Below are 19,328 nucleotides of genomic sequence, written 5' to 3' on the forward strand. Positions count from 1 at the left end.
TCAGATACCCGAAACGCGGCGCGTGAAACGTTCGGTCGCGGCGCGCGAACGTTCGGTCGCGTCCCGTGAGACACCGGTCGCAGTCCCCGCCGCGGAGGACCGGCCCCGAGGACCTCCCGCTCACCGCCCCTCACCGGGGACCGGATCCCGGGTCATCCACTCGCTCGCCTGCGGCTCCGTCGGGTCCGTGACGACCTCGACGAGCGCGGGGCCGTCGCGGCGGCGGGCGGCGTCGACGGCGTCCGCGACCGCGTCGCGGTCGGTCACGCGCTCCGCGGGGACGCCCATCCCGGACGCGACGGCGACGAGGTCGAGCCCGGTCTCCCCCCAGCCGTACGCGCCTTCGGGGAAGCCGTACGAGCGCGACGCCTCCTCGCTGATGATCGCGTAGTCGTCGTTGTTGAGCGCGACCACGGTGACGTCGATCCCCTCCGCGGCGAGCGTATGCAGTTCGTGGACGCACATCATGAGCCCGCCGTCGCCGGTGAGCGCGACGGCGTCGTGGTCGGGGTTCGCGAGCTTCGCGCCGATCGCCGAGGGGAGACCGGTCCCCATCGTCGCCCACGACCCGGGGTTGACGTACGACCGCGGGCCCGCCGCCGGGAACGAGACGAGCGTCCAGAGCCGGAACCCGCCCGCGTCCGCCGCGACGACCGTCTCCTCGGGGAGCGCCTCGCGGACCTCCCGCAGGACTTCGACCGACCGGAGCGGCTCGTCGGGAGTGCGCTCGTCGGCGAGGGCCGAGAACCGCGCCTCGTCGGCCGACCTGACCGCTCGGGCGCGCTCGGCGCCGTCGACCCTCTCGGCCCCCCTGGCCCCCGCTTCCGCGGTCGGCGTCGAGGCGCCGGCCGCGTCGCCACCGTCGACTCGGTCCGCGAGCGCCCGCAGGAACGCGTCCGCGTCGGCGACGACGCCGAGATCCGCCTCGTAGCCGAACCCGATGTCGTCGCCGTCGAGGGTGACGTGGACGAGCCGGTCCGGCATCGGGGCCGACCACGAGGCGGTCGCGACCGCGTCGAGGTCGGAGCCGACGACGAGTCCGACGTCGGCCGCGGCGAGCAGGTCCCGGAGCTCGGTGCTCGACCCGCCACAGAGGACGCCCGCGGAGAGCGGGTGCGTCTCCGGCAGCGTCCCTTTTCCCTTGTACGTGGTCGCGACCGGGGCGTCCAGCGCCTCCGCGACCGATCGGAGCGCGTCGCTCGCGCCGGCGCGCCGGACCCCGCCGCCCGCGAGCACCGCGGGCGCGTCGGCCCCCGCGAGCAGTTCCGCGGCGCGGTCGACGGCCTCGGTCGGTGGCGCCGGGGGCGGGCTCGGCTCTCGCTCCCCGACCGCGGGCTGGGGCGTGCGGCCCGCGAGGACGTCCTTCGGGATCCCGACGCGAACCGGGCCCTGCGGGTGTTCGCGGGCGACGCGGATCGCCTCGGCGACGGCGGGGACCGCGCCCGCCGGCGAGTCGACGAGGACGTTCTCCTTGACGACCGTGTCGTACGTCTCGGGCGGGGTCTCGTGAATCCCGTCGCCGCCGCGCACCTCGCGTTCGGTCTCGACGGCGAGGTGGAGGAGCGGGACGCAGTCGTTCAGGGCGTTCTTCAGCCCGTTCATGGCGTTGGTGTCGCCCGGGCCGGGGACGACGACCGTCGCCGCCATCGCGCCCGGCGCGCCCGTCTCGGCGTACCCCCACGCCTGGTGGGTGACGGCCGTCTCGTGGCGCGCGACGACGAACCGCGCGTCGCGGTCGGCGAGCGCCCGGTTGAGCGGGAGCGTCTGCTTCCCGGGGATCCCGAAGGCGACGTCGACCCCGCGGTCGAGCATCCGATCGACGACCGCCTCGGCGACGGTCGGGGTATCGGAGTCGCCCGGATCCGCCCCGTCCGAGGAGTCGGAGGTGTCCATACCGCGAGGTCGACGGAGCGGGTGTTCAAAGCTTCGGCGGCGGGCCGGGGGTCGCCGGCCGATCGGCGGCCTCGGCATCGCGCCCGAAGCACCCGAACCGATACGTCGCCGGGCGAGAGACGGCCGACATGGTCAACGTCGCGGTCCAGCTGTACGCGCTGCGCTCGCTCGACGCGCCGCTCCCGGAGCTGCTTGACCTCGTGGGGCGGGCCGGCTACGACGGGGTGGAGTTCGCCTACCGAGCTCGCGAGTCGCCGACCGACGAGGTGCTCGCGGCGCTCGACCGGAACGGCCTGGACGCCGCGTCCGCGCACGTCCCGATCGAGGCGCTGGAGGACGCTCCGCCCGAGGCCCTGGAGGCCCACTTCGACGAGACCGTCGACCGCTGCGACCGGCTCGGCGTCGACACGCTCGTCGTCCCGTGGCTCGACCCCGAACACTTCGAGAGCGCGGCCGCGGTCGACGCGGTCGCGGCGCGGCTCGACGACCTCGCGGGGGCCCTCGACGCCGAGGGCCTGCGGCTCGCGTACCACAACCACGACGGGGAGTTCGCGACCGTCGACGGCGATCCCGCGATCGAACGGCTGCTCGGTCGGACCGACGACCGCGTCGGGTTCGAGGTCGACGTCGGGTGGGCGCTCGCCGGCGGGGCGGACCCCGCCGCGCTGATCGACCGCCACGCCGACCGGATCACGCACGTTCACGCCGCCGACGTCGACGTCGCCCGAGGCGAGTCGGTCGCGCTCGGCGAGGGCGATCTGGACCTCGATTCGGTGGTCGCGAGCGCGCGGGGCGCGGGCGTCGAGTGGCTCGTCTACGAACACGACGACCCCGCGGACCCGGTCGCGTCGATCGAGCGGGGCGAGCGGGCGCTCCGCGACGCGCTGGACTGACCGGTTCGGCGCGGGGAGCGGTCCTCTACCGCCGCGTCGGCGGGCCGTCCTATCCCGGTTCGTCGGCGGGCCGTCCTACTCCGCCACGTTCGTCTCGCGCACCCGTATCCCCTTGCGCGCGAGGTGGCGCATCTGACGCTGCGCGAACTCCTCCTCGCCGGAGCCGCGCGTGGCGAGGACGTAGACGAGCGCCGAGCCGGCGGGCCGCATCGTCCGTCCGGCGCGCTGAGAGCCCTGCCGGCGGGAGCCGCCGAGCCCGCTGGCGACGATCGCGACCTCGGCGTTCGGGAGGTCGATCCCCTCGTCGCCGACGCGGGAGACCACGAGGGTGTCGACGTCGTCGCCGTCCGAACCGGGCTCTTCCCGGGTTCCGTCTCCCTCGCGGAACCGCCGGAACAGCTCCGCGCGCTCGCGGTGCGGGGTCTCGCCGCTTATAAACGGAATGCCGAGCGCGTCGGCGATCGCCTCGCCCTGATCGAGGAACTCGATGAAGACGAGCGCCTTCTTGTCGCGGTGGGCCGCGAGCAGGTACCGGACCTCCTCGATCTTCGCGGGGTTCTCGGCGGCGAGGCGCCGTCGCTCGCGGCCGTCCGCGCTGGCGTACTCGTTCCGCGCCAGCTCGTCGCGCCACGGGACGTATCGGATCTCCACCTCGGGCTCCTGGACGAAGCCGGCCTCGAACAGCTCGTCCCAGTCGGCGCCGATGGGTTGGCCGATCAAGGTGTAGATCTCCTCCTCGCTGCCGGTCTCGCGGACCGGCGTGGCCGAGAGGCCGAGGCGGTGTTTGCTCTGGAGCTCCGCCGTGCGGCTATACACCGGGGCACTGATGTGGTGGGCCTCGTCGAAGCAGATCAACCCCCACTTCCGGGAGTCGAACAGGCTCCGGTGGCGGTCCATCCCGGCGATCTGGTAGGTCGCGATCGTGATCGGTCGGATCTCCTTTTGGCCGCCGTGGTACAGCCCGATATCGGCGGGATCAATCGTCGAGTGGTCGAGCAGCTCCTCGCGCCACTGCCCGGCGAGCTCGCGGGAGGGGACCAGGATGAGGGTCTCGCCGCCGACGGCGGCGATCGTCGCGATCGCGGCCACGGTCTTCCCGGAGCCCGGCGGGCCGACGTACACGCCGGACCGACGTTCGAGGAAGGTCTCCACCCACGTCTCCTGATACGGGCGGAGGTCGGTGGTGAGGTCGACGTCGACCGGGTCGCCGGCGTCGAGGTCGCGGTCGTCCTCGACCGGGTAGCCCGCGTCGTAGAGGGCGCGCTTGACCTCGGCGACGGCCTCCTCGTTCACCCACGCCTCCGTCTCGGAGATGGGCGCCCGGAGGTGGTCGTCGTCGAGGTGCTGGTCCGCGACGTTCCCCATCAGGCTCTCGGACGCGGCCTCCAGAACGACGTAGCCGTCCTCGTGGGTGTACAGCCGGAAGCGGTGCGCGCGGCGCCACTGGTCGCGGATCCACTCCTCGAGGTGGTCGTACCGTCGCGGGAGCACCGACCGGAGGCTCCCGATGAGGGCGTCGGCGTCGTCGAACGGCGCGGCCCACACGTCCTCCTGCCGGATCCGGTAGAGGTACCCGCGGGTCCCGGGCTCCGTGCCGGTGGTGTCGACGAGGTGCGCGAACTGCGAGAGCCGCGCGCGGGTGAACTGCGTCGGGCGGTCGACGACGATCTCGCGGCGGTTCGGGAACGCGACGACGCGCTCGCGGGTCGCCAGCCGCCCCCAGTCGGTCGGGTAGAAGACGACCGGGTCGCTCTCGACGTCGAGCCGGTCCACGTCGCCGCGGTCGACGAGGGCGGCCAGCGCGTCGCGGGCGGCCGACTGCGTCGTGCCGAGCCGGCGGGCGACCTCGCTGGCGGTCGCGATCGGCCGCTCCTCGGCTTCGAGCGCCTCGTGGAAGCGGTCCAGCGAGAGGTCGCCGTCGGCCGCGGAATCGTCCTCGCCGGCGGCGTCGGCGGGGTCGTCGGTCATTAGCTCCGGTTCGGGCGCGACGCTGAAAGGGGTAGCGTCCGCGGTCGGAGAGCCGGCGGAGCGACCCTCGGTCGCGACCTCACCGACCGGAGCGCCCGTGACAGCCGCGCGAGGTGATCGCGTCCTTCGAGCGGAACCGGCAGCCGCAGTCGGCGCACCGGACGTACGGCTCGCCCGGCTCGGTCTTCAGGCGGTGGTCGCCGACGACGAACGGCCGAGTCACGGTCCGGGGGCGGATCCGGTCCGGGATCGGCGTCGACGACGACTCGCTGAGCGCCGCCCGCACGGCGATGGTGTCGACGTCGACGGGGTCCCACCGGCGGGCGTCGAGGGCCGCCTCGCGGTCGGCCACCTCGGTCCACCCGGTGACGACGACCGGGGAGTTGGTCTCCGTGTCGCCGACGACGACGACGAACCGGATCCCGCCCTCGACGAGGGCGAACCGCCAGCCGTCGGTCCGGTTCCACCGGAGCTGCCCGCGGCGGATCGCGTCGCTCACGGTGCGGGTCGAGACGTAGCGACCGGGCTGTTCGAGCCGCTCACGGAAGTGATCGGTGAGGGCGTAGAGTCCCGGGTCGCGGATCGGCGGGTCCTCCGCGGTTCGCGCGACGGAGGACCGGCGGTCTCGAGAAGAGTTCCGTCGCCGCGAGTCGCCCGTCTCGGGGTCGAAGGGGAGCGGGTCCGACCTCGCCGCCCGCCGGCGAGACCCCGCCGGCGCGGTCGTGGACGCGGTCCGACGCTCCGTCGATCCGGGACGGGATGACTCCGCGTCTCCCGGCCCGCCCTGTCGGGATGCCACTGAGAGTGGATACAGAGCGTGCTCTTAAGTGTGTTACGGCGACTCAGGCCCGGCAGAGATCCGACTCAGGCCCGACACGGCCTGACTCAGGCCCGACACGGATCCGACTCAGACCCGACTCACAGCGCCGGGGGCGCGCCGCGGCCGATGACGATCTCCTGTCCCTCGACGTCTTCGAGGGCCGCGACGCGGCCGCCGATCTCGACCCGGCCGGACTCGGTCTCGACCATCAGCGAGGCGACCTCCTCCGACTCCTCGAACGCGAGGTCGACGACGCGGCCGCGGACGGTCACCGCCTCGCCCGTCTCGATGTCCCGGCCTTCGACGGCGGCGTAGAAGTCGTCGCCGCCGAACTCCTTGACGTCCTTGACGGCCCGCCGGATTGACGCGTAGCGGCGCGGGAACGGGCGCTCCGCGCCGTCGGTGGCGAGCGTCTCGGCGGTCGTCCACAGCACGGTGCCGAAGAAGCCCGAGACGAGGAAGCCGAGCGCGGATCGGTTGAAGATGACGCCGTAGCGCTCGCGGTCGTCGCGGAGCGCGTCCTGCGTCGCGTAGACGGAGTATTCCCCGTCGGCGACCGCGAGGATGGGCGTGGTGATCCCGCGGCGCGTCCGGGCGATGGTCGCGACCTCGAGGTAGTCGAACTCGTCCGGGTCCGGCGCCTTCGACGCCGGGGTGACGAGCAGCTCGACGCTGACGCCCTCGGCGACCTTCTCGGCGAGGTCGTCGCGGAAGCGACGGAGCAGGCCGGGGGTCAGCGAGACGGCGAGCTCGTACTCCGCGCCGGCGATGATCTCCTCCAGGTACCGGAGGATCGTCGAGCGCGACTTCACCAGGGAGACGGCCTCGGTCTCCCGGGTCGGCGCGGTGTACCGCGCCTCCAGCTCGTCGACCATCTCCGCGAACGACGACCGGAGGTCGCCGAAGGCGTCGTCCGGGTCGACGGCGACGATCTTCATCGGACGCGACTCGCGGAGCTCCACGAGCCCGCGGTCCGAGAGGCTCCGCACCGTGTCGTAGACGCGCGGCTGCGGGATGTCCGTCCGGTCGGCGATGTCGCTCGCCGTCAGTTCGCCGTGCTCCAACACCGCGAGGTACGCGTCGATCTCGTACTCGCCGAGGTTGAACCGGTCCCCGACGTGATCGAGGGTGTCGCGGAGATCGTCGGTCATACCGGCACGACGCGTTCCTCCGATATAGGTTTTTACTATGAGCCGAGTAGTACGCGTTTTCGGAGCCGGGTCCCTCGCCACGGGTACGGGGTCGGTCCAGTCGACGCGGGTTCGTTACATGTACATCCGGTCGTACCCGCCCTCCGGCTCCCGCTCTTCCATCCGCTCCGCGAGCCCCTCGTAGTGTTTGCGGATGTCGGCCGCGAACGACGCCAGCGGCTCGGAGTCGACTCCGAGGTCGTACGTGCCGTCCACGGTGTCGACGAGCCGCACCGCGGCCTCCACGTCCGGGGCCTGCGCGTGGACCGGGGTGATGAACACGCCGACGCCGAGCGGCGAGTCCATCGCCCGTTCGAGCAGCGATGCGTTCGTCCCGTCGAGGAACCCCGCCTCCATCGGCGGGACCGACCCGTCCGCGAGCCGCGCCTCGCGGTAGTCGTCCGTCGCGACGTAGAAGGTCCGGTGAGCGTCCGGACCGTGCGGGATCGGCACCCCGGAGAGCACCGCGATCTCGGAGACGTCGGCCGCCTCGGTCCAGTCGAGGATCGACGCCGAGAGCGACTCTCCGAGCGCCGGGGGGACGAACTGCTCGACGACGAGCACGGTGACGTCGACGTCGTCCGCGGAGTACAGCCGGATCGGGCGGCGCGGTCGGCCCTTCGCGAAGGGGGTGATCGAGGGGAGCCCATCGATCGCGACGTGGCCCGTCTGGTCGAGGTCGAGGTCGTCGACGAGGTAGTCGACGGCGGTCAGTCCCGCGAGGCCGAACGACGAGAAGCCGGCGACGAGGACGTCGCTCGGCGCGGACTCGTGCGTGACGCTGAACGACGGTCGGGCGGACGGAGTCTCCGACATGACCGGTGGTTCGCTCGGCGGGGTGTTAGTGATTGCCCAGTCGTCCCAGTGATTGCCCAGTCGTCCCAGTGGTTGCCCAGTCCTCCTAGTGGCTGCCCGGTTCTCCTAGTGATTGCCCAGTCGCCCGGGGGCGTCCGGATGTCGTCCGGGCGCGGTGGCGGGGCCGCGGGGAGAAACCCTTTTTCGGGTGGGCGACGCCGGATTGCCTATGGCACTGCCCGCGGGCGCGACGCCGGTCACGGGTCAGCTCCTCGGTCCGGTGACGGACGCCGTCTCGCGGCTGGCGGGAGTCCCCGGCTCGCGGCTGCTGCTGGTGGTTCTGTCGGTCGCGCTCGGCGCGCTCGTCTCGAAGTTCCTCGTCCGGCTCATCGGCCGCCCCGTCGCGCGCCGGGTGTCGAGACAGAGCGTCGCGCAGACGATCGTCAGGGGCGTTCGCGTCGGGACGATCGTCGTCGCGCTCCTCGTCGGCCTCTGGGCGGGCGGTTTCCGGTTCACCGACCTGCTCGTCGGGACGGCGGTGTTCTCGGCCGTGATCGGGATCATCCTCGCCCCGCTCGTCGGGAACTTCATCAACGGCGTGTTCATCCTCGCCGACCAGCCGTTCGAGATCGGCGACATGATCGAACTGGAGGACGGGACGACCGGGTTCGTCGAGGACATCACGATCCGGTACACGAAGATATTTACGCTCGACAATACGTTCCTCGTCGTCCCGAACGGGACCATGCGCGAGCGCGACGTGACCAACTTCTCCGCGGAGGACGAGCGCACGCGGCGGACCATCGACGTGCTCGTCACCTACGAGAGCGACATCTCGGAGGGCCGGCGCCTCATCGAGCGGGCGGCCCGCGACTGCGACGCGGTGATCGACGGCGGCCCCGACATCCGGATCGGCGTGGCGCGGTACGTCGCCGGGCCCGACTGCCGGCTCCACGAGTTCGGTGACGACGGGATCCTGCTCCGGCTCCGGTACTGGGTGAAGAAGCCGTACAAGCTCGCGAAGGTGCAGTCGGACGTGAACACGCTGATCCGGGAGCGGCTCGCCGACGCGGACGTCGAGATGGCGTACCCGCACCGCCACCTCGTCTTCGACGACACCTCCGGCGTCGCGCGGGTCGGAGGTCCGGAAGACGGGCGCCCGCCGGGCGAGCGGGCCGGGGACAAGCCCGACGACGGCGGAATCCGCGGCGGTCGGGCGGTCAACGACGACTCCTCAGTCGACGACTCCTCGGTCGCCGGCTCTCCGACGGGCGACTCTCCGACCGCCGGCTCGCGGGCAGACGGTTCCGAGAGCGGGGATTCGGACATCGAGGGTCTCACGGATGAATCCGCAGGACGAGACGCTCCGACCGGCGGCGACGGGAGCTGAGGCGGATCGATGCGGAGGCCGCCGGAACCGGAAGCCTGATTCGCCGAGGAGCTCACTTATAAACTAGTGAGCGACGAGCCCTCCGAGAATCCGTCGGATTCCGATCCGAGAACCGGCGAGAACGGTTTCCACGATGGCGGTGACAGCGATATTAGTGATGGCGATGTGGGTGACGGCGATGGGAGTGATGACGGTATGGGTGATAGCGATGTGGGTGATAGCGATGTGGGTGATAGCGATGTGGGTGATAGCGATGTGGGTGACGGCGGCGAAGCCGACGACGGCGACGGGGAGCGCGTCTCCGAGGAGTCGATCACCGAGGGGAGCCTCGTGCGGCCGCTGTTCCGCCTCGCCTGGCCCATCGTCGTCATCCAGCTGTTACAGGTGACGTACAACGTCGTCGACACGCTCTACCTCGGCCGGCTGTCGGCGGAGGCGGTGGGCGCGATCAGCCTCGCCTTCCCGCTGATCTTCCTGCTCATCGCCGTCGCCGGCGGCTTCACCACCGCGGGCGCCATCCTCGTGGCGCAGTACACGGGTGCCGACGGTGACGGGTCGGCGGGGCTGGTCGCCGGGCAGACCATCTTCACGGTCTCCGTGCTCTCCGTGTTCATCGGGATCGCGGGGTACTTCTACACGCGCCCGGCGCTGGAACTGCTCCCGAGCGACCCCGCCACGGCGGCGATGGTGATCCCGCTCGCGGCCGACTACATGGAGGTCGTCTTCGCCGGCATCCCGCTGATGTTCGGCTTCTTCGTCTTCTCCGCGCTGATGCGCGGCTACGGCGACACCCGAACGCCGATGGCGGTGATGCTCGTCTCCGTCGTGCTGAACGTCGTCCTCGACCCCTTCCTTATCTTCGGCTTCGCAGACAACCCGCTGTTCGGGTGGCTCGCGGGGATCCCGGCCGCGGGCGCCCTCGACCCGGTCGCGCTGGAGGCGTCGCTGTTCGCGGTCACCGGCTTCACCGGATACGGCATCGAGGGGGCCGCGCTGGCGACGATCCTCTCGCGGGGAGTCGCCACCGGCATCGGCGTCTGGCTCCTGTTCGGCACCGGGCTCGGGCCGGCGGTCACGGTCGGTCACCTCGTGCCCGATCCCGGCTTCATCCGCGACATCTTCGGTCTGGGGCTTCCCTCCAGCGTCGAGCAGACGACCAGCGCGCTCGCGATGATCACGCTCACGGCGATGGTCGTCACGTTCTCGCCGCCGGTGGTGGCGGCCTACGGGCTCGGGAACCGACTCATCTCGCTGGTCTTCCTCCCCGCGATGGGGCTCGGGCGCGCGATCGACACGATGGTGGGGCAGAACCTCGGCGCGGACCGGGCGGACCGCGCCGCGCGGTCGGTCGGGCTCGCCGCCGGGACCGGAGCGGGCGTGATGTTCCTCGTCGCCGTCGTCGCGGTGACGTTCACGGAGCCAATCGTCGGGGCGTTCCTCGGCGACGTGCCGGACGCGCCCGCGACGGTCGGCTACGCGGTCGAGTACGTCCGGATCCGATCGGTCGAGTTCGCCTTCATCGGCGTCTCGCAGGTGATCCTCGGCGCGTTCCGCGGCGCCGGCAACACGAAGACGGCCATGGTGATCTCCATTCTCACCCTCTGGGTCGGCCGCGTTGCCAGCGTGGGCTACCTGGTGTTCGTGGCCGGGTGGGGGGAGACGGGGGTCTGGGTCGGAATGGCGCTCGGGAACGTCCTCGGAGCCGTCGTCGGCGTCGCGTGGTTCGCCCGCGGAACGTGGACCGAGCGGTACATCGACGATCCCGAACCGGACGTCGACTCGGTCGCGGGCGACTGACGGGAGTCAGTGGCGAAAGAGGTGGATCGCGTCGTCGTCGCGGAGGAGACAGAAGCGGGCGCCGTCGCTCTCGGGAAACGTCGTCCCGGTCTGGCGCGTGGTGAAGAGCCGATCGAACGGGGCGTCACAGACGGGGCACGAGACGCCTTTCCGGTTCTCCCAGAGTCCCGTGGCGCCGGTGTCCCTGAGCTGTTTCAGCGCGTGACGGTGGTCGTGGACGTCGAACCGCGTCATAAGTGGCGGTTTCCGTGACGGCGGTTGAAGCTGCCCCCGCGAGTATCAGGTGTGATTTCGACGCGGTTGATGTCCTTCGGGTGTCACGTCCGGTCCGTCGCGTCCGGCGTCGCTCAGGCGTCGAGTTCGGCCAGTCGCGACCCCGCCCGTTCGATCGCCGCCTCCTCGCCGGTCCGGACGTACTCGCCGAGCGCGTCGGCGGCGGCGACGAGCGCGTCCGAGTCCGCCGCGGGGACGTCGCCGTCGAGCGCCTCGACGCGCTTCGCTCGGTCGCGGAGGCGTTCGAGGAGTTCCTTGGCCGGGGCGATCCGCGACCGCGGGTCGTCGCCGTCATCGCCGTCGTCGCCGTCAACCGAAACCGTCGATCCGTCGGCTTCCGATCCGCCTCCCGTCCCCTCGGAGAGTTCGTCGAGGAACGAGAGGCAGTCGCTCCGGTACTCGTCGACCGCGCGCGCAGCCGCCATCCCGCGCGCCTCGCGGAGCCGTTCGGGGACGGCCGCCGTCGCGGGACGGTCGCCGTCGTCGGCGCCGGCCAGCAGCTCGAGGAGGTACTCGCGGTCCGCGTCGGCCGGGTCGCGGAGCCGGTCGTAGCAGTCGACCGCCTCCAGCAGCTCTCGGGCCGCGAGGTACGTCCCGTCGAGCGGGAGCAGCTCTCCGCCGCGGATGAACCCGCGCTTGCGGACGTACTCGCGGAGGGCCGACTTGAGGTCGTCGACGCCGTCAGTAGGAAGGGTCCCGGTCGCGTCGCCGAACCGGGCGCGATGGGGACTGAGGTCGAGCGACGCGGGCGCGTCGGTGTGCGCCGTGCGGTCGTCGACGCCGACGCTCCGGAGGTCCCCGCACTCCGGGCACTCGACGCTCCCCGTCTCGTAGTACGACCACCGAGCGCCGCACTCCCGGCACTCCCGTTCGCCGCGAACCTTCATACTCGACCCCTGGCGCCGTTCGGCGTAAAGGGCTGCGGTCGGGGTCGAGCCCGACGGCTCGGTCACCCTCTTCTCGACATGTTATATATGTGATCCGCGAGAACCGCCGGACATGAGTTGGCACGCCGTCGACGCGCTCGACGACGCGGTCGACGCCACGCGCCGGTTCCTGTTCCCGTTCAGCCTCGTCCGCTGGGCGAAGCTCGCCCTCCTCGTGCTCCTGATGGGCGGTGGCGGCGGCGCGAGCGCGAACGCGACCGTCTCCCTCGCCTCCGACGCTGGCGTGACGCCGCCGGAAGGAGTCGAGCCCGATCCCGCCTTCGGTGTCGGCTCGGGATCCGTGGGTAGCGACGGGGGAACGATACCGCCCGACGCGGTCACGGGAGCGGTCGCGGAAGCGGTCGATCCGATCGCGCTCGCGGTCGCCGCCGGTGCGGTCGCCCTCCTGATCGTCGCGGTCTCGGTGGCGTCGCTGTCGCTGCGACTGGTCTTCTACGACGCGCTCCAGACGAATCGGGTCCGGATCTGGCGGCCGTTCCTCGGGCGCCTGCGCCAGTCGCTCGGCCTGTTCCTGTTCACCGCGGTACTGAGCGCCGCGGCGGCGGCGCCCGTCGCGCTCGGGGTCCTCGTCGCGGTCGCCGCGGACGACCCGACCGGATTGGCGCCGGTCGACTCGCTCGCCGGGACGCTGGGCTCGCTCTCCGTCGGGCCGCTCGTCGCGCTCGGCCTCGCCGGGGCGGCGCTCGTCGCGGTCGCCGCGCTCGCGCTCCGCTTCACCTACGAGTTCGTCGTGCCGACGATGATCGCTCGAGAGACCGGCGTGCTCGGGGGATGGCGGCGGGTCTGGACCGTGCTGCGCGCCGAGTGGGCGGAGGTGCTGGTGTACCTCGTCGCCCACGTCGTCGTCGCACTGGGACTGTCGGTCGTCGAGGGGGTCGCGCTCGCGTTCGCCCTCGCGCTGGTGGCCGCGGTCGGCGGTCTCGCGCTCCTCCTCGTCGCGGCCGCGCTGGGCGGGCTCGGTGCGCTGCTCGGCACCGCGGCCGGAGCGGCGGCGGTCGCGCTGGTGGCGCTCGCGGGGGTCGCCGTTCTGCTGGCCTTGGTGCTGCCCGTGCAGGTGATCACGCGTTCGTACCGGATCGCCTACGAGGTCTCGACGCTCGGCGGACTGGACCGGGACCTCGCCCCGCTCCACCCCGACCTCGACTCCGGGGGACGCGGATCGTCGAAACCGCGCGCCTCGGGATCGAGTGACCCGGAGTCGGATAACCCGGAGTCAGGTGGCTTGGGATCGGGCGGTTCGGCGTCGGATAGTTCGGAGTTTGGCGGTTCGGAGTCAGATAGTTCTGAGTCTAGCGGTTCGGCGTCGGATAGTTCGAAATCGGACACCGGCGAGCCGGGCGACTGCTGAGCCGCTATCCGTGGCGCCTCTCCGACCGCCGACTCGGTGCGTCGGCGTCGACTGTCGTATTTTACTCGTGGCCGTCGGGCGAACGTCCGGTTTCGACCGCGAAACGTCGAACGTCGAACAACGCATTCGACGGGTTCACATACCTTTTTACTCCGTTCGTGAATGGAGGTGCACATGGGACTGGATGACGACGCGCGGGAATACCACCGAGAGGAGCCGCCGGGGAAGATAGCCATCGAGACGACGAAGCCGACGAACACGCAGCGGGACCTCTCGCTGGCGTACTCGCCGGGCGTCGCGGCGCCCTGCCGCGACATCGCCGCGGACCCGGAATCCGTCTTCGAGTACACCGCGAAGGGGAACCTCGTCGCGGTCGTCTCGAACGGCTCGGCGGTCCTCGGGCTCGGCGACATCGGGGCCTCGGCGTCGAAGCCGGTGATGGAGGGGAAGGGCGTGCTGTTCAAGCGCTTCGCCGACATCGATGTCTTCGACATCGAGCTCGACATCGACTCGGTCGACCCGTTCTGCGAGGCGGTCACGGCGATGGAGCCGACCTTCGGCGGCGTGAACTTGGAGGACATCAAGGCCCCCGAGTGCTTCGAGATCGAGGAGCGCCTCCGCGACGAGATGGACGTCCCCGTGTTCCACGACGACCAGCACGGCACCGCGATCATCTCCGGCGCGGCGCTGATGAACGCGGTCGAGATCTCCGGGAAGGACCTCTCCGAGATTGAGATCGTCTTCTCCGGCGCGGGCGCGTCCGCGATCGCGACCGCCCGGTTCTACGTCTCGCTCGGCGCGCGCAAGGAGAACATCACGATGTGCGACTCCTCCGGGATCATCACCGAAGAGCGCGTCGCGAACGGCGAGGTCAACGAGTACAAGAGCCAGTTCGCCAGCGACGTGGCCGGCGGCGACCTGACGGACGCGATGGCGGGCGCCGACGTCTTCGTCGGCCTCTCCGTCGGCGGGATCGTCTCGCAGGGGATGGTGCGGTCGATGGCCGCCGACCCGATCATCTTCGCGATGGCGAACCCGGACCCCGAGATCACCTACGAGGACGCGAAGGACGCCCGCGACGACACGGTGATCATGGCGACGGGCCGGTCGGACTACCCGAACATGGTGAACAACGTCCTCGGGTTCCCGTTCCTCTTCCGGGGCGCGCTCGACGTTCGCGCGACGGAGATCAACGAGGAGATGAAGCGGGCCGCCGCCGAGGCGCTCGCCGAGCTGGCGCGCAAGGACGTCCCCGACGCCGTGGTGAAGGCGTACGGCGACGACCCGCTCCAGTTCGGCCCGGACTACGTGATTCCGAAGCCGCTCGACCCGCGCGTCCTCTTCGAGGTCGCGCCGAGCGTCGCGGAGGCGGCGATGGAGTCCGGCGCCGCGCGGACGGAGATCGACCTCGACCGGTACCGCGAGGAGCTCGAAGCGCGGCTCGGGAAGTCCCGCGAGATGATGCGCGTCGTCCTGAACAAGGCGAAGAGCGATCCGAAGCGCATCGCCTTGGCCGAGGGAACGGACGAGAAGATGATCCGCGCGGCCTACCAGCTCTCGGAGCAGGGCATCGCGGACCCCGTGCTGCTCGGCGACGCCGACGAGATCGGTCGGACGGCCGACCGGCTGGGACTCTCGTTCCAGCCGGAGATCGTCGACCCGGAGCACCGCGACGTGTCGGCGTACGGGGACCGGCTCCACGAGCTCCGAAAGCGGAAGGGGATCACCCGCCGCGAGGCGAACGAGCTGGTCCGACGCGACACGAACTACCTCGGGAGCGTCATGGTGAAGTCGGGGGACGTGGACGCCATGCTCACCGGACTGACGCACCACTACCCGTCGGCGCTCCGACCGCCGCTTCAGGTGATCGGGTCCGACGACGACACCGACACGATCGCCGGGGTGTACATGCTCACGTTCAAGAATCGGGTGATCTTCTGTGCCGATACCACCGTGAACCAGGACCCGGACGCGGAGACGCTGGCCGAGGTCACCCGCCACACCGCGGAGCTCGCCCGGCGGTTCAACGTCGAGCCGCGCGCGGCGATGCTGTCGTACTCCAACTTCGGAAGCGTCGACAACGAGGGGACACAGAAGCCCCGAGAGGCCGTCGACATCCTCCACGGCGACGACGCGGTCGACTTCCCCGTCGACGGGGAGATGCAGGCCGACACCGCCGTCGTCGACGACATCCTCAACGGAACATACGAGTTCTCGGAGCTGAACGAGGCCGCGAACGTGCTCGTCTTCCCGAACCTCGAAGCGGGCAATATCGGGTACAAACTCCTGCAACGCCTCGGCGGTGCGGAGGCCATCGGTCCGATGCTGGTCGGCATGGACCAACCCGTCCACGTCCTCCAGCGCGGGGACGAGGTGAAAGACATCGTCAACCTGGCGAGCGTGGCGGTCGTCGACGCCCAGGAGTAGCGGTCACCGACCGACCGATTTTCTGAGCGGAATCGTTTCGTCGGACGCCCTCTGTCCTTCGCTTTCGTTTCTCGTCTCACTCTCGTTTCCTGTCTCGTCTCACTCCGCGTTCACTCCGCGCTCACTCCAGACTCACTCCGGAGGCTATCGCGTTGAGGGTGGAGTGACACACCGGGTTTCCGGTGAAACGGGGACGTGTGGTGGCTGCGGTCGTGAGGTGGGGTGGTTCTTTGTCAGACCCATCGAAAATTCCGCACCGAGAAATCTAAAACTACCGAGAGCTTCCTTCGACCGTCTCATCTGATCCCCGCTGATTCGATAAAGAATTATAAACTAGTTTTGAGTACACTCTATTGACTCCAATAGTCGAGATATTTCTCTCGATAGTCGAGAGATTTTCATCGGAAAGATACCAGAGGCTCCGACACTCTGTCGCCGAGTGTTTCGTTTTTCGACCGCATGAAGGCGTATTCAGCCACGAGAAGTCATGCGACGGACACCGGGTTTCCGGTGAATACGAATGGCGTGGTGGTGTCGATCTCGTCGCGATGGCATTACTTATTCAACGTCGCCCTTTTGCATGCAGTCTTACCGGCTTCCACAGAATCCATCTCCACGGGATACCACCTTCACAGAACATCACCTCCACGCAACACCACCTTCACAGAACATCACCTCCACGCAACACCACCTTCACAGAACACCACCTCCACGCAACACCACCTTCACAGAACACCACCTCCACGAAACACCATCCCCACGAAACACCATCCACCCCACCGACCCCGTTTCACCGGAAACCCGGTGTGTGTCTCAACTCTCCCAACTCACCACACGCTCGAAACGGAACGCATTTCACCGGAAACCCGGTGTCGATCCCATGAACGCAGCGGACGACCTCTTCACTCGGAAGGACCCGATATTCGCGAACAAGGAGCTCCTCGAGATCAGTCACCTCCCCGGCGAAGGTCGGATCGTCGGTCGGGACGATGAGATCGCCGACCTCGCGAACGCGGTCAACCCGGCCATCTTCGGGCAGAGTCCGAGCAACGTCCTCATCTACGGGAAGACGGGCACCGGGAAGTCGCTCTGCGCGAAGTACGTCTCGAAGCGACTCGTCTCGACCGCCGGCGAGGAGGGCGTCAACGCCACCTTCGCGTACGTCGACTGCGCGCAGGACACGACCGAGACGCAGGCCGTCCAGACGATCGCCGACGGCGTGAACGACCCCGACGCGACCGGGATCAACGTCCCCGACAAGGGGCTCTCGACCTCGACGTACTACAAGCGGCTCTGGCGCATCCTCGACCAGCGGTACGACGTCGTCCTCGTCATCCTCGACGAGATCGACAAGCTCGACGACGACGCGATCCTGATGCAGCTCTCCCGGGCGGGCGAGGCCGGGAAGATCACGGACTGCAAGCTCGGCGTCGTCGGCATCAGCAACAAGATCCAGTACAAAGACCGGATGGACGAGCGGGTCAAGTCGAGCCTCTGCGAGCGCGAATTCGTGTTCCCGCCGTACGACGCGAACCAGCTCCGAGAGATCATGCAGGCGCGGGCGGACGCGTTCCACGACGACGTCCTCGATCCGTCTACGATTCCGCGTGCCGCGGCGCTCGCAGCGCGCGAGCACGGGGACGCGCGGAAGGCGATCGACATCCTCAGATACGCCGGCGAGATCGCGCAGGGCAACGACGAACCGACCGTTCGCGAGGAGTTCGTGACGCAGGCGCGCCAGCGCGCCGAGACGGATCGGTTCCGTGAACTCATCCGCGGATCGACGCCGCACTCCCGATACGTCCTGCAGGCGCTCGCGCTGCTGTCGCTCTCGAACGGACGCAAGGACGGCTTCCGGACCAGCCGCGTCTACGAGATCTACGAGAACATCTGCCGGCAGGAGGGGTCGGACAGCCTCTCGCTCCGTCGCGTCCGAGACCTCCTCAAGGAGCACGCGTTCCTCGACATCATCGAACAGTCGAAACACAGCGGCGGGAGCGCGGAGGGCAGCTACACGAAACATCAGCTGCTGGAGGACCCGAGCGTCGTCAAGGACGTACTGACGGGAGACAGCGCCGCGTAGCCGTTCCGCCACGACCGATTCCACGGTCGCTTCTCCCCTCCGGATACCCCGTACGGTCGAGTCCGCGCCGGCGCTTCGTCGACCGTCCGAGCGCTGCTGGTTCGACGCCTCGCGACGGATCGAGCCGATACGATCGAGCCGGTACGACCGAGCGGACGCTCAGCCGAGCAGGCCGAGTCCCTCGATCCGCTCGACGATCTCCTCGACGGCCTCCTCGGCGTCGTCGGTGCGTTTCCCGCCGGTGATGACGATCTTCCCGCTGCCGAACAGGAGGATGACGACCTCCGGCTCGTCCATCCGGTAGACGAGCCCGGGGAACTGCTCCGGCTCGTACTCGACGTCCTCCAGACCGAGGCCGATCGCGAGCGCGTTGAGATTGAGGTTGTGACCGAGATCGGCGCTCGACACGATGTTCTGTACGGTTATCTCCGGATCTTCTTCGACCGGAATCTGGAGCCCGCGGAGCTTCTCGAAGATGATGCCGAGGGCCTCGTGCACGTCGTCGATGCTCTTCGCGCCCGTACAGACGATCTTCCCCGACCGGAAGATGAGCGCGGCCGCCTTCGGTTCCTGAGTCCGGTAGACGAGCCCGGGGAAGTTGTCCGGGTTGAAATCCGCGCCCGGGAGGTCCTCCGCGAGCGCTTCCAAGTCGAGCTCTTGGCCGATTCCGGTTGATGCAACGACGTTCTGAATCTCGATCGAATCAGCAGGGTTCGTCATCGTTCGCTTTTATATGCGTCCCCCTCCCTTATAAACGCCCGTGGTATAAACGATCGCTCGCGACGCGTCCCCGTCGCCGCCACTCGCTCGCTCTCCGAGTCCCGAGTACGCGTGATCGAAACCTAGGATTGCCGATGGACGAGACCAGGGTCGCCGATGAACGAGACCCCCATTTCTGAGAGCAGACGCGACCGAAACGGGCTTCCTCTCGCTCTCACAGACCGGCCGCTGTGTGCACTCGCAAATCTACAGGTGCCCCCTCAGGAACCCCCGATGGTGCACTCAAATACCCGTGCGATCTATTGACAGAAGACAAATAAATCCCCGTAGATCGGCTCTGTCCGCTCGGGCGAGACCCCCGCCGCAGCGATCGCCGTGACGAGTCCCGGTCGCGCCCCGTCGTGACAATCGATCTCATTGAAATCGCATGACGTGGCGGTGATAGTTCGACGGTGTTAAGTACAACCCGGGATTCGTGTTGAATGCGAAGGTCCCCCGGCGCGGGGGACGACGGTCGGCCGCACCGCGCCCGGCCGAAGTGTTCCGACGTGCTTAAGTGTATAAGCGCGTTCGGTTGTAACGCGAAGAACGCACCCGCGAATTCGGGCCGTTCAACTCGGCCCGGTTTCGCAGAGTCGGTTCGTCCGACTCACCGATATGAGGATTTCGCCCCCTGCGCTCCGGCGTAAGCGGAAATCTGATGTGAGCCGTGGTCGTTCGGTGTCATCCAGGTCGCTGGCTGACCCGGACACCACATAGACCATGCAATGGTGTTTTGACTCAC

General features: G+C 69.3%; 14 protein-coding genes. 6 read left to right on the plus strand and 8 right to left on the minus strand.

The annotated features are described in order from the left end of the window. Positions 1–120 precede the first annotated feature (120 nt). Complete coding sequence (locus NO900_RS06515) at positions 121–1,893, minus strand: thiamine pyrophosphate-binding protein (RefSeq protein WP_256408400.1); 1,773 nt, start codon at positions 1,891–1,893, stop codon at positions 121–123. A gap of 128 nt (positions 1,894–2,021) precedes the next feature. Between NO900_RS06515 and NO900_RS06520 the strand changes: the two genes are divergently transcribed. Beyond that, entirely contained in the window at positions 2,022–2,786 is a 765-nt protein-coding gene (locus tag NO900_RS06520) for a sugar phosphate isomerase/epimerase family protein (protein ID WP_256408401.1), read from the plus strand. A 75-nt stretch (positions 2,787–2,861) separates the two neighbouring features. Here the strand turns inward: NO900_RS06520 and NO900_RS06525 are convergent, their stop codons facing one another. From NO900_RS06525 to NO900_RS06540, 4 genes are all read right to left on the minus strand, one after another. After that, positions 2,862–4,754 carry a DEAD/DEAH box helicase family protein gene (locus NO900_RS06525; RefSeq protein ID WP_256408402.1) on the minus strand — a complete coding sequence of 631 codons (1,893 nt, stop codon included), beginning with the start codon at positions 4,752–4,754 and terminating at the stop codon, positions 2,862–2,864. A 79-nt stretch (positions 4,755–4,833) separates the two neighbouring features. After that, a complete protein-coding gene (locus NO900_RS06530) occupies positions 4,834–5,553 on the minus strand; it encodes a hypothetical protein (RefSeq protein WP_256408403.1) in 720 nt (239 codons plus the stop codon). Between the two features lie 119 nt (positions 5,554–5,672). Further along, the gene (gene trmB, locus NO900_RS06535; protein ID WP_256408404.1) at positions 5,673–6,725 is read right to left on the minus strand and encodes an HTH-type sugar sensing transcriptional regulator TrmB; all 1,053 of its coding nucleotides are present in this window, start codon (positions 6,723–6,725) and stop codon (positions 5,673–5,675) included. A gap of 114 nt (positions 6,726–6,839) precedes the next feature. Beyond that, positions 6,840–7,580: a proteasome assembly chaperone family protein gene (locus NO900_RS06540; protein WP_256408405.1), complete on the minus strand. Its 741-nt coding sequence runs from the start codon at positions 7,578–7,580 to the stop codon at positions 6,840–6,842. Positions 7,581–7,788: 208 nt separating this feature from the next. On the opposite strand from NO900_RS06540, the gene NO900_RS06545 reads away from it, so the two are divergent. Together NO900_RS06545 and NO900_RS06550 are read left to right on the plus strand one after the other, a co-directional pair. Next, positions 7,789–8,949 carry a mechanosensitive ion channel family protein gene (locus NO900_RS06545; protein WP_256408406.1) on the plus strand — a complete coding sequence of 387 codons (1,161 nt, stop codon included), beginning with the start codon at positions 7,789–7,791 and terminating at the stop codon, positions 8,947–8,949. Between the two features lie 66 nt (positions 8,950–9,015). Then, positions 9,016–10,746, plus strand: a complete 1,731-nt coding sequence (locus NO900_RS06550) for an MATE family efflux transporter (protein ID WP_379792122.1) — start codon at positions 9,016–9,018, stop codon at positions 10,744–10,746. Between the two features lie 6 nt (positions 10,747–10,752). Here NO900_RS06550 and NO900_RS06555 read toward each other — a convergent pair whose 3' ends face one another. Both NO900_RS06555 and NO900_RS06560 read right to left on the minus strand, forming a co-directional pair. Beyond that, positions 10,753–10,980: a DUF7385 family protein gene (locus NO900_RS06555; RefSeq protein WP_256408408.1), complete on the minus strand. Its 228-nt coding sequence runs from the start codon at positions 10,978–10,980 to the stop codon at positions 10,753–10,755. 113 nt (positions 10,981–11,093) lie between these two features. Continuing rightward, positions 11,094–11,906 carry a DUF7117 family protein gene (locus NO900_RS06560; protein ID WP_256408409.1) on the minus strand — a complete coding sequence of 271 codons (813 nt, stop codon included), beginning with the start codon at positions 11,904–11,906 and terminating at the stop codon, positions 11,094–11,096. A 112-nt stretch (positions 11,907–12,018) separates the two neighbouring features. Here NO900_RS06560 and NO900_RS06565 point away from each other — a divergent pair, with 112 nt between their 5' ends. From NO900_RS06565 to NO900_RS06575, 3 genes are all read left to right on the plus strand, one after another. Then, a complete protein-coding gene (locus tag NO900_RS06565; protein ID WP_256408410.1) occupies positions 12,019–13,314 on the plus strand; it encodes a DUF7544 domain-containing protein in 1,296 nt (431 codons plus the stop codon). 174 nt (positions 13,315–13,488) lie between these two features. Further along, complete coding sequence (locus NO900_RS06570) at positions 13,489–15,741, plus strand: NADP-dependent malic enzyme (RefSeq protein WP_256408411.1); 2,253 nt, start codon at positions 13,489–13,491, stop codon at positions 15,739–15,741. Between the two features lie 880 nt (positions 15,742–16,621). After that, on the plus strand, positions 16,622–17,824 hold the full coding sequence (locus tag NO900_RS06575; RefSeq protein WP_256408412.1) for a Cdc6/Cdc18 family protein: 1,203 nt from the start codon (positions 16,622–16,624) through the stop codon (positions 17,822–17,824). A gap of 159 nt (positions 17,825–17,983) precedes the next feature. Here NO900_RS06575 and NO900_RS06580 read toward each other — a convergent pair whose 3' ends face one another. Beyond that, positions 17,984–18,544 carry a TATA-box-binding protein gene (locus NO900_RS06580; protein WP_015910251.1) on the minus strand — a complete coding sequence of 187 codons (561 nt, stop codon included), beginning with the start codon at positions 18,542–18,544 and terminating at the stop codon, positions 17,984–17,986. Positions 18,545–19,328: the final 784 nt, after the last annotated feature.

The sequence above is a fragment of the Halorubrum rutilum genome, assembly GCF_024494565.1.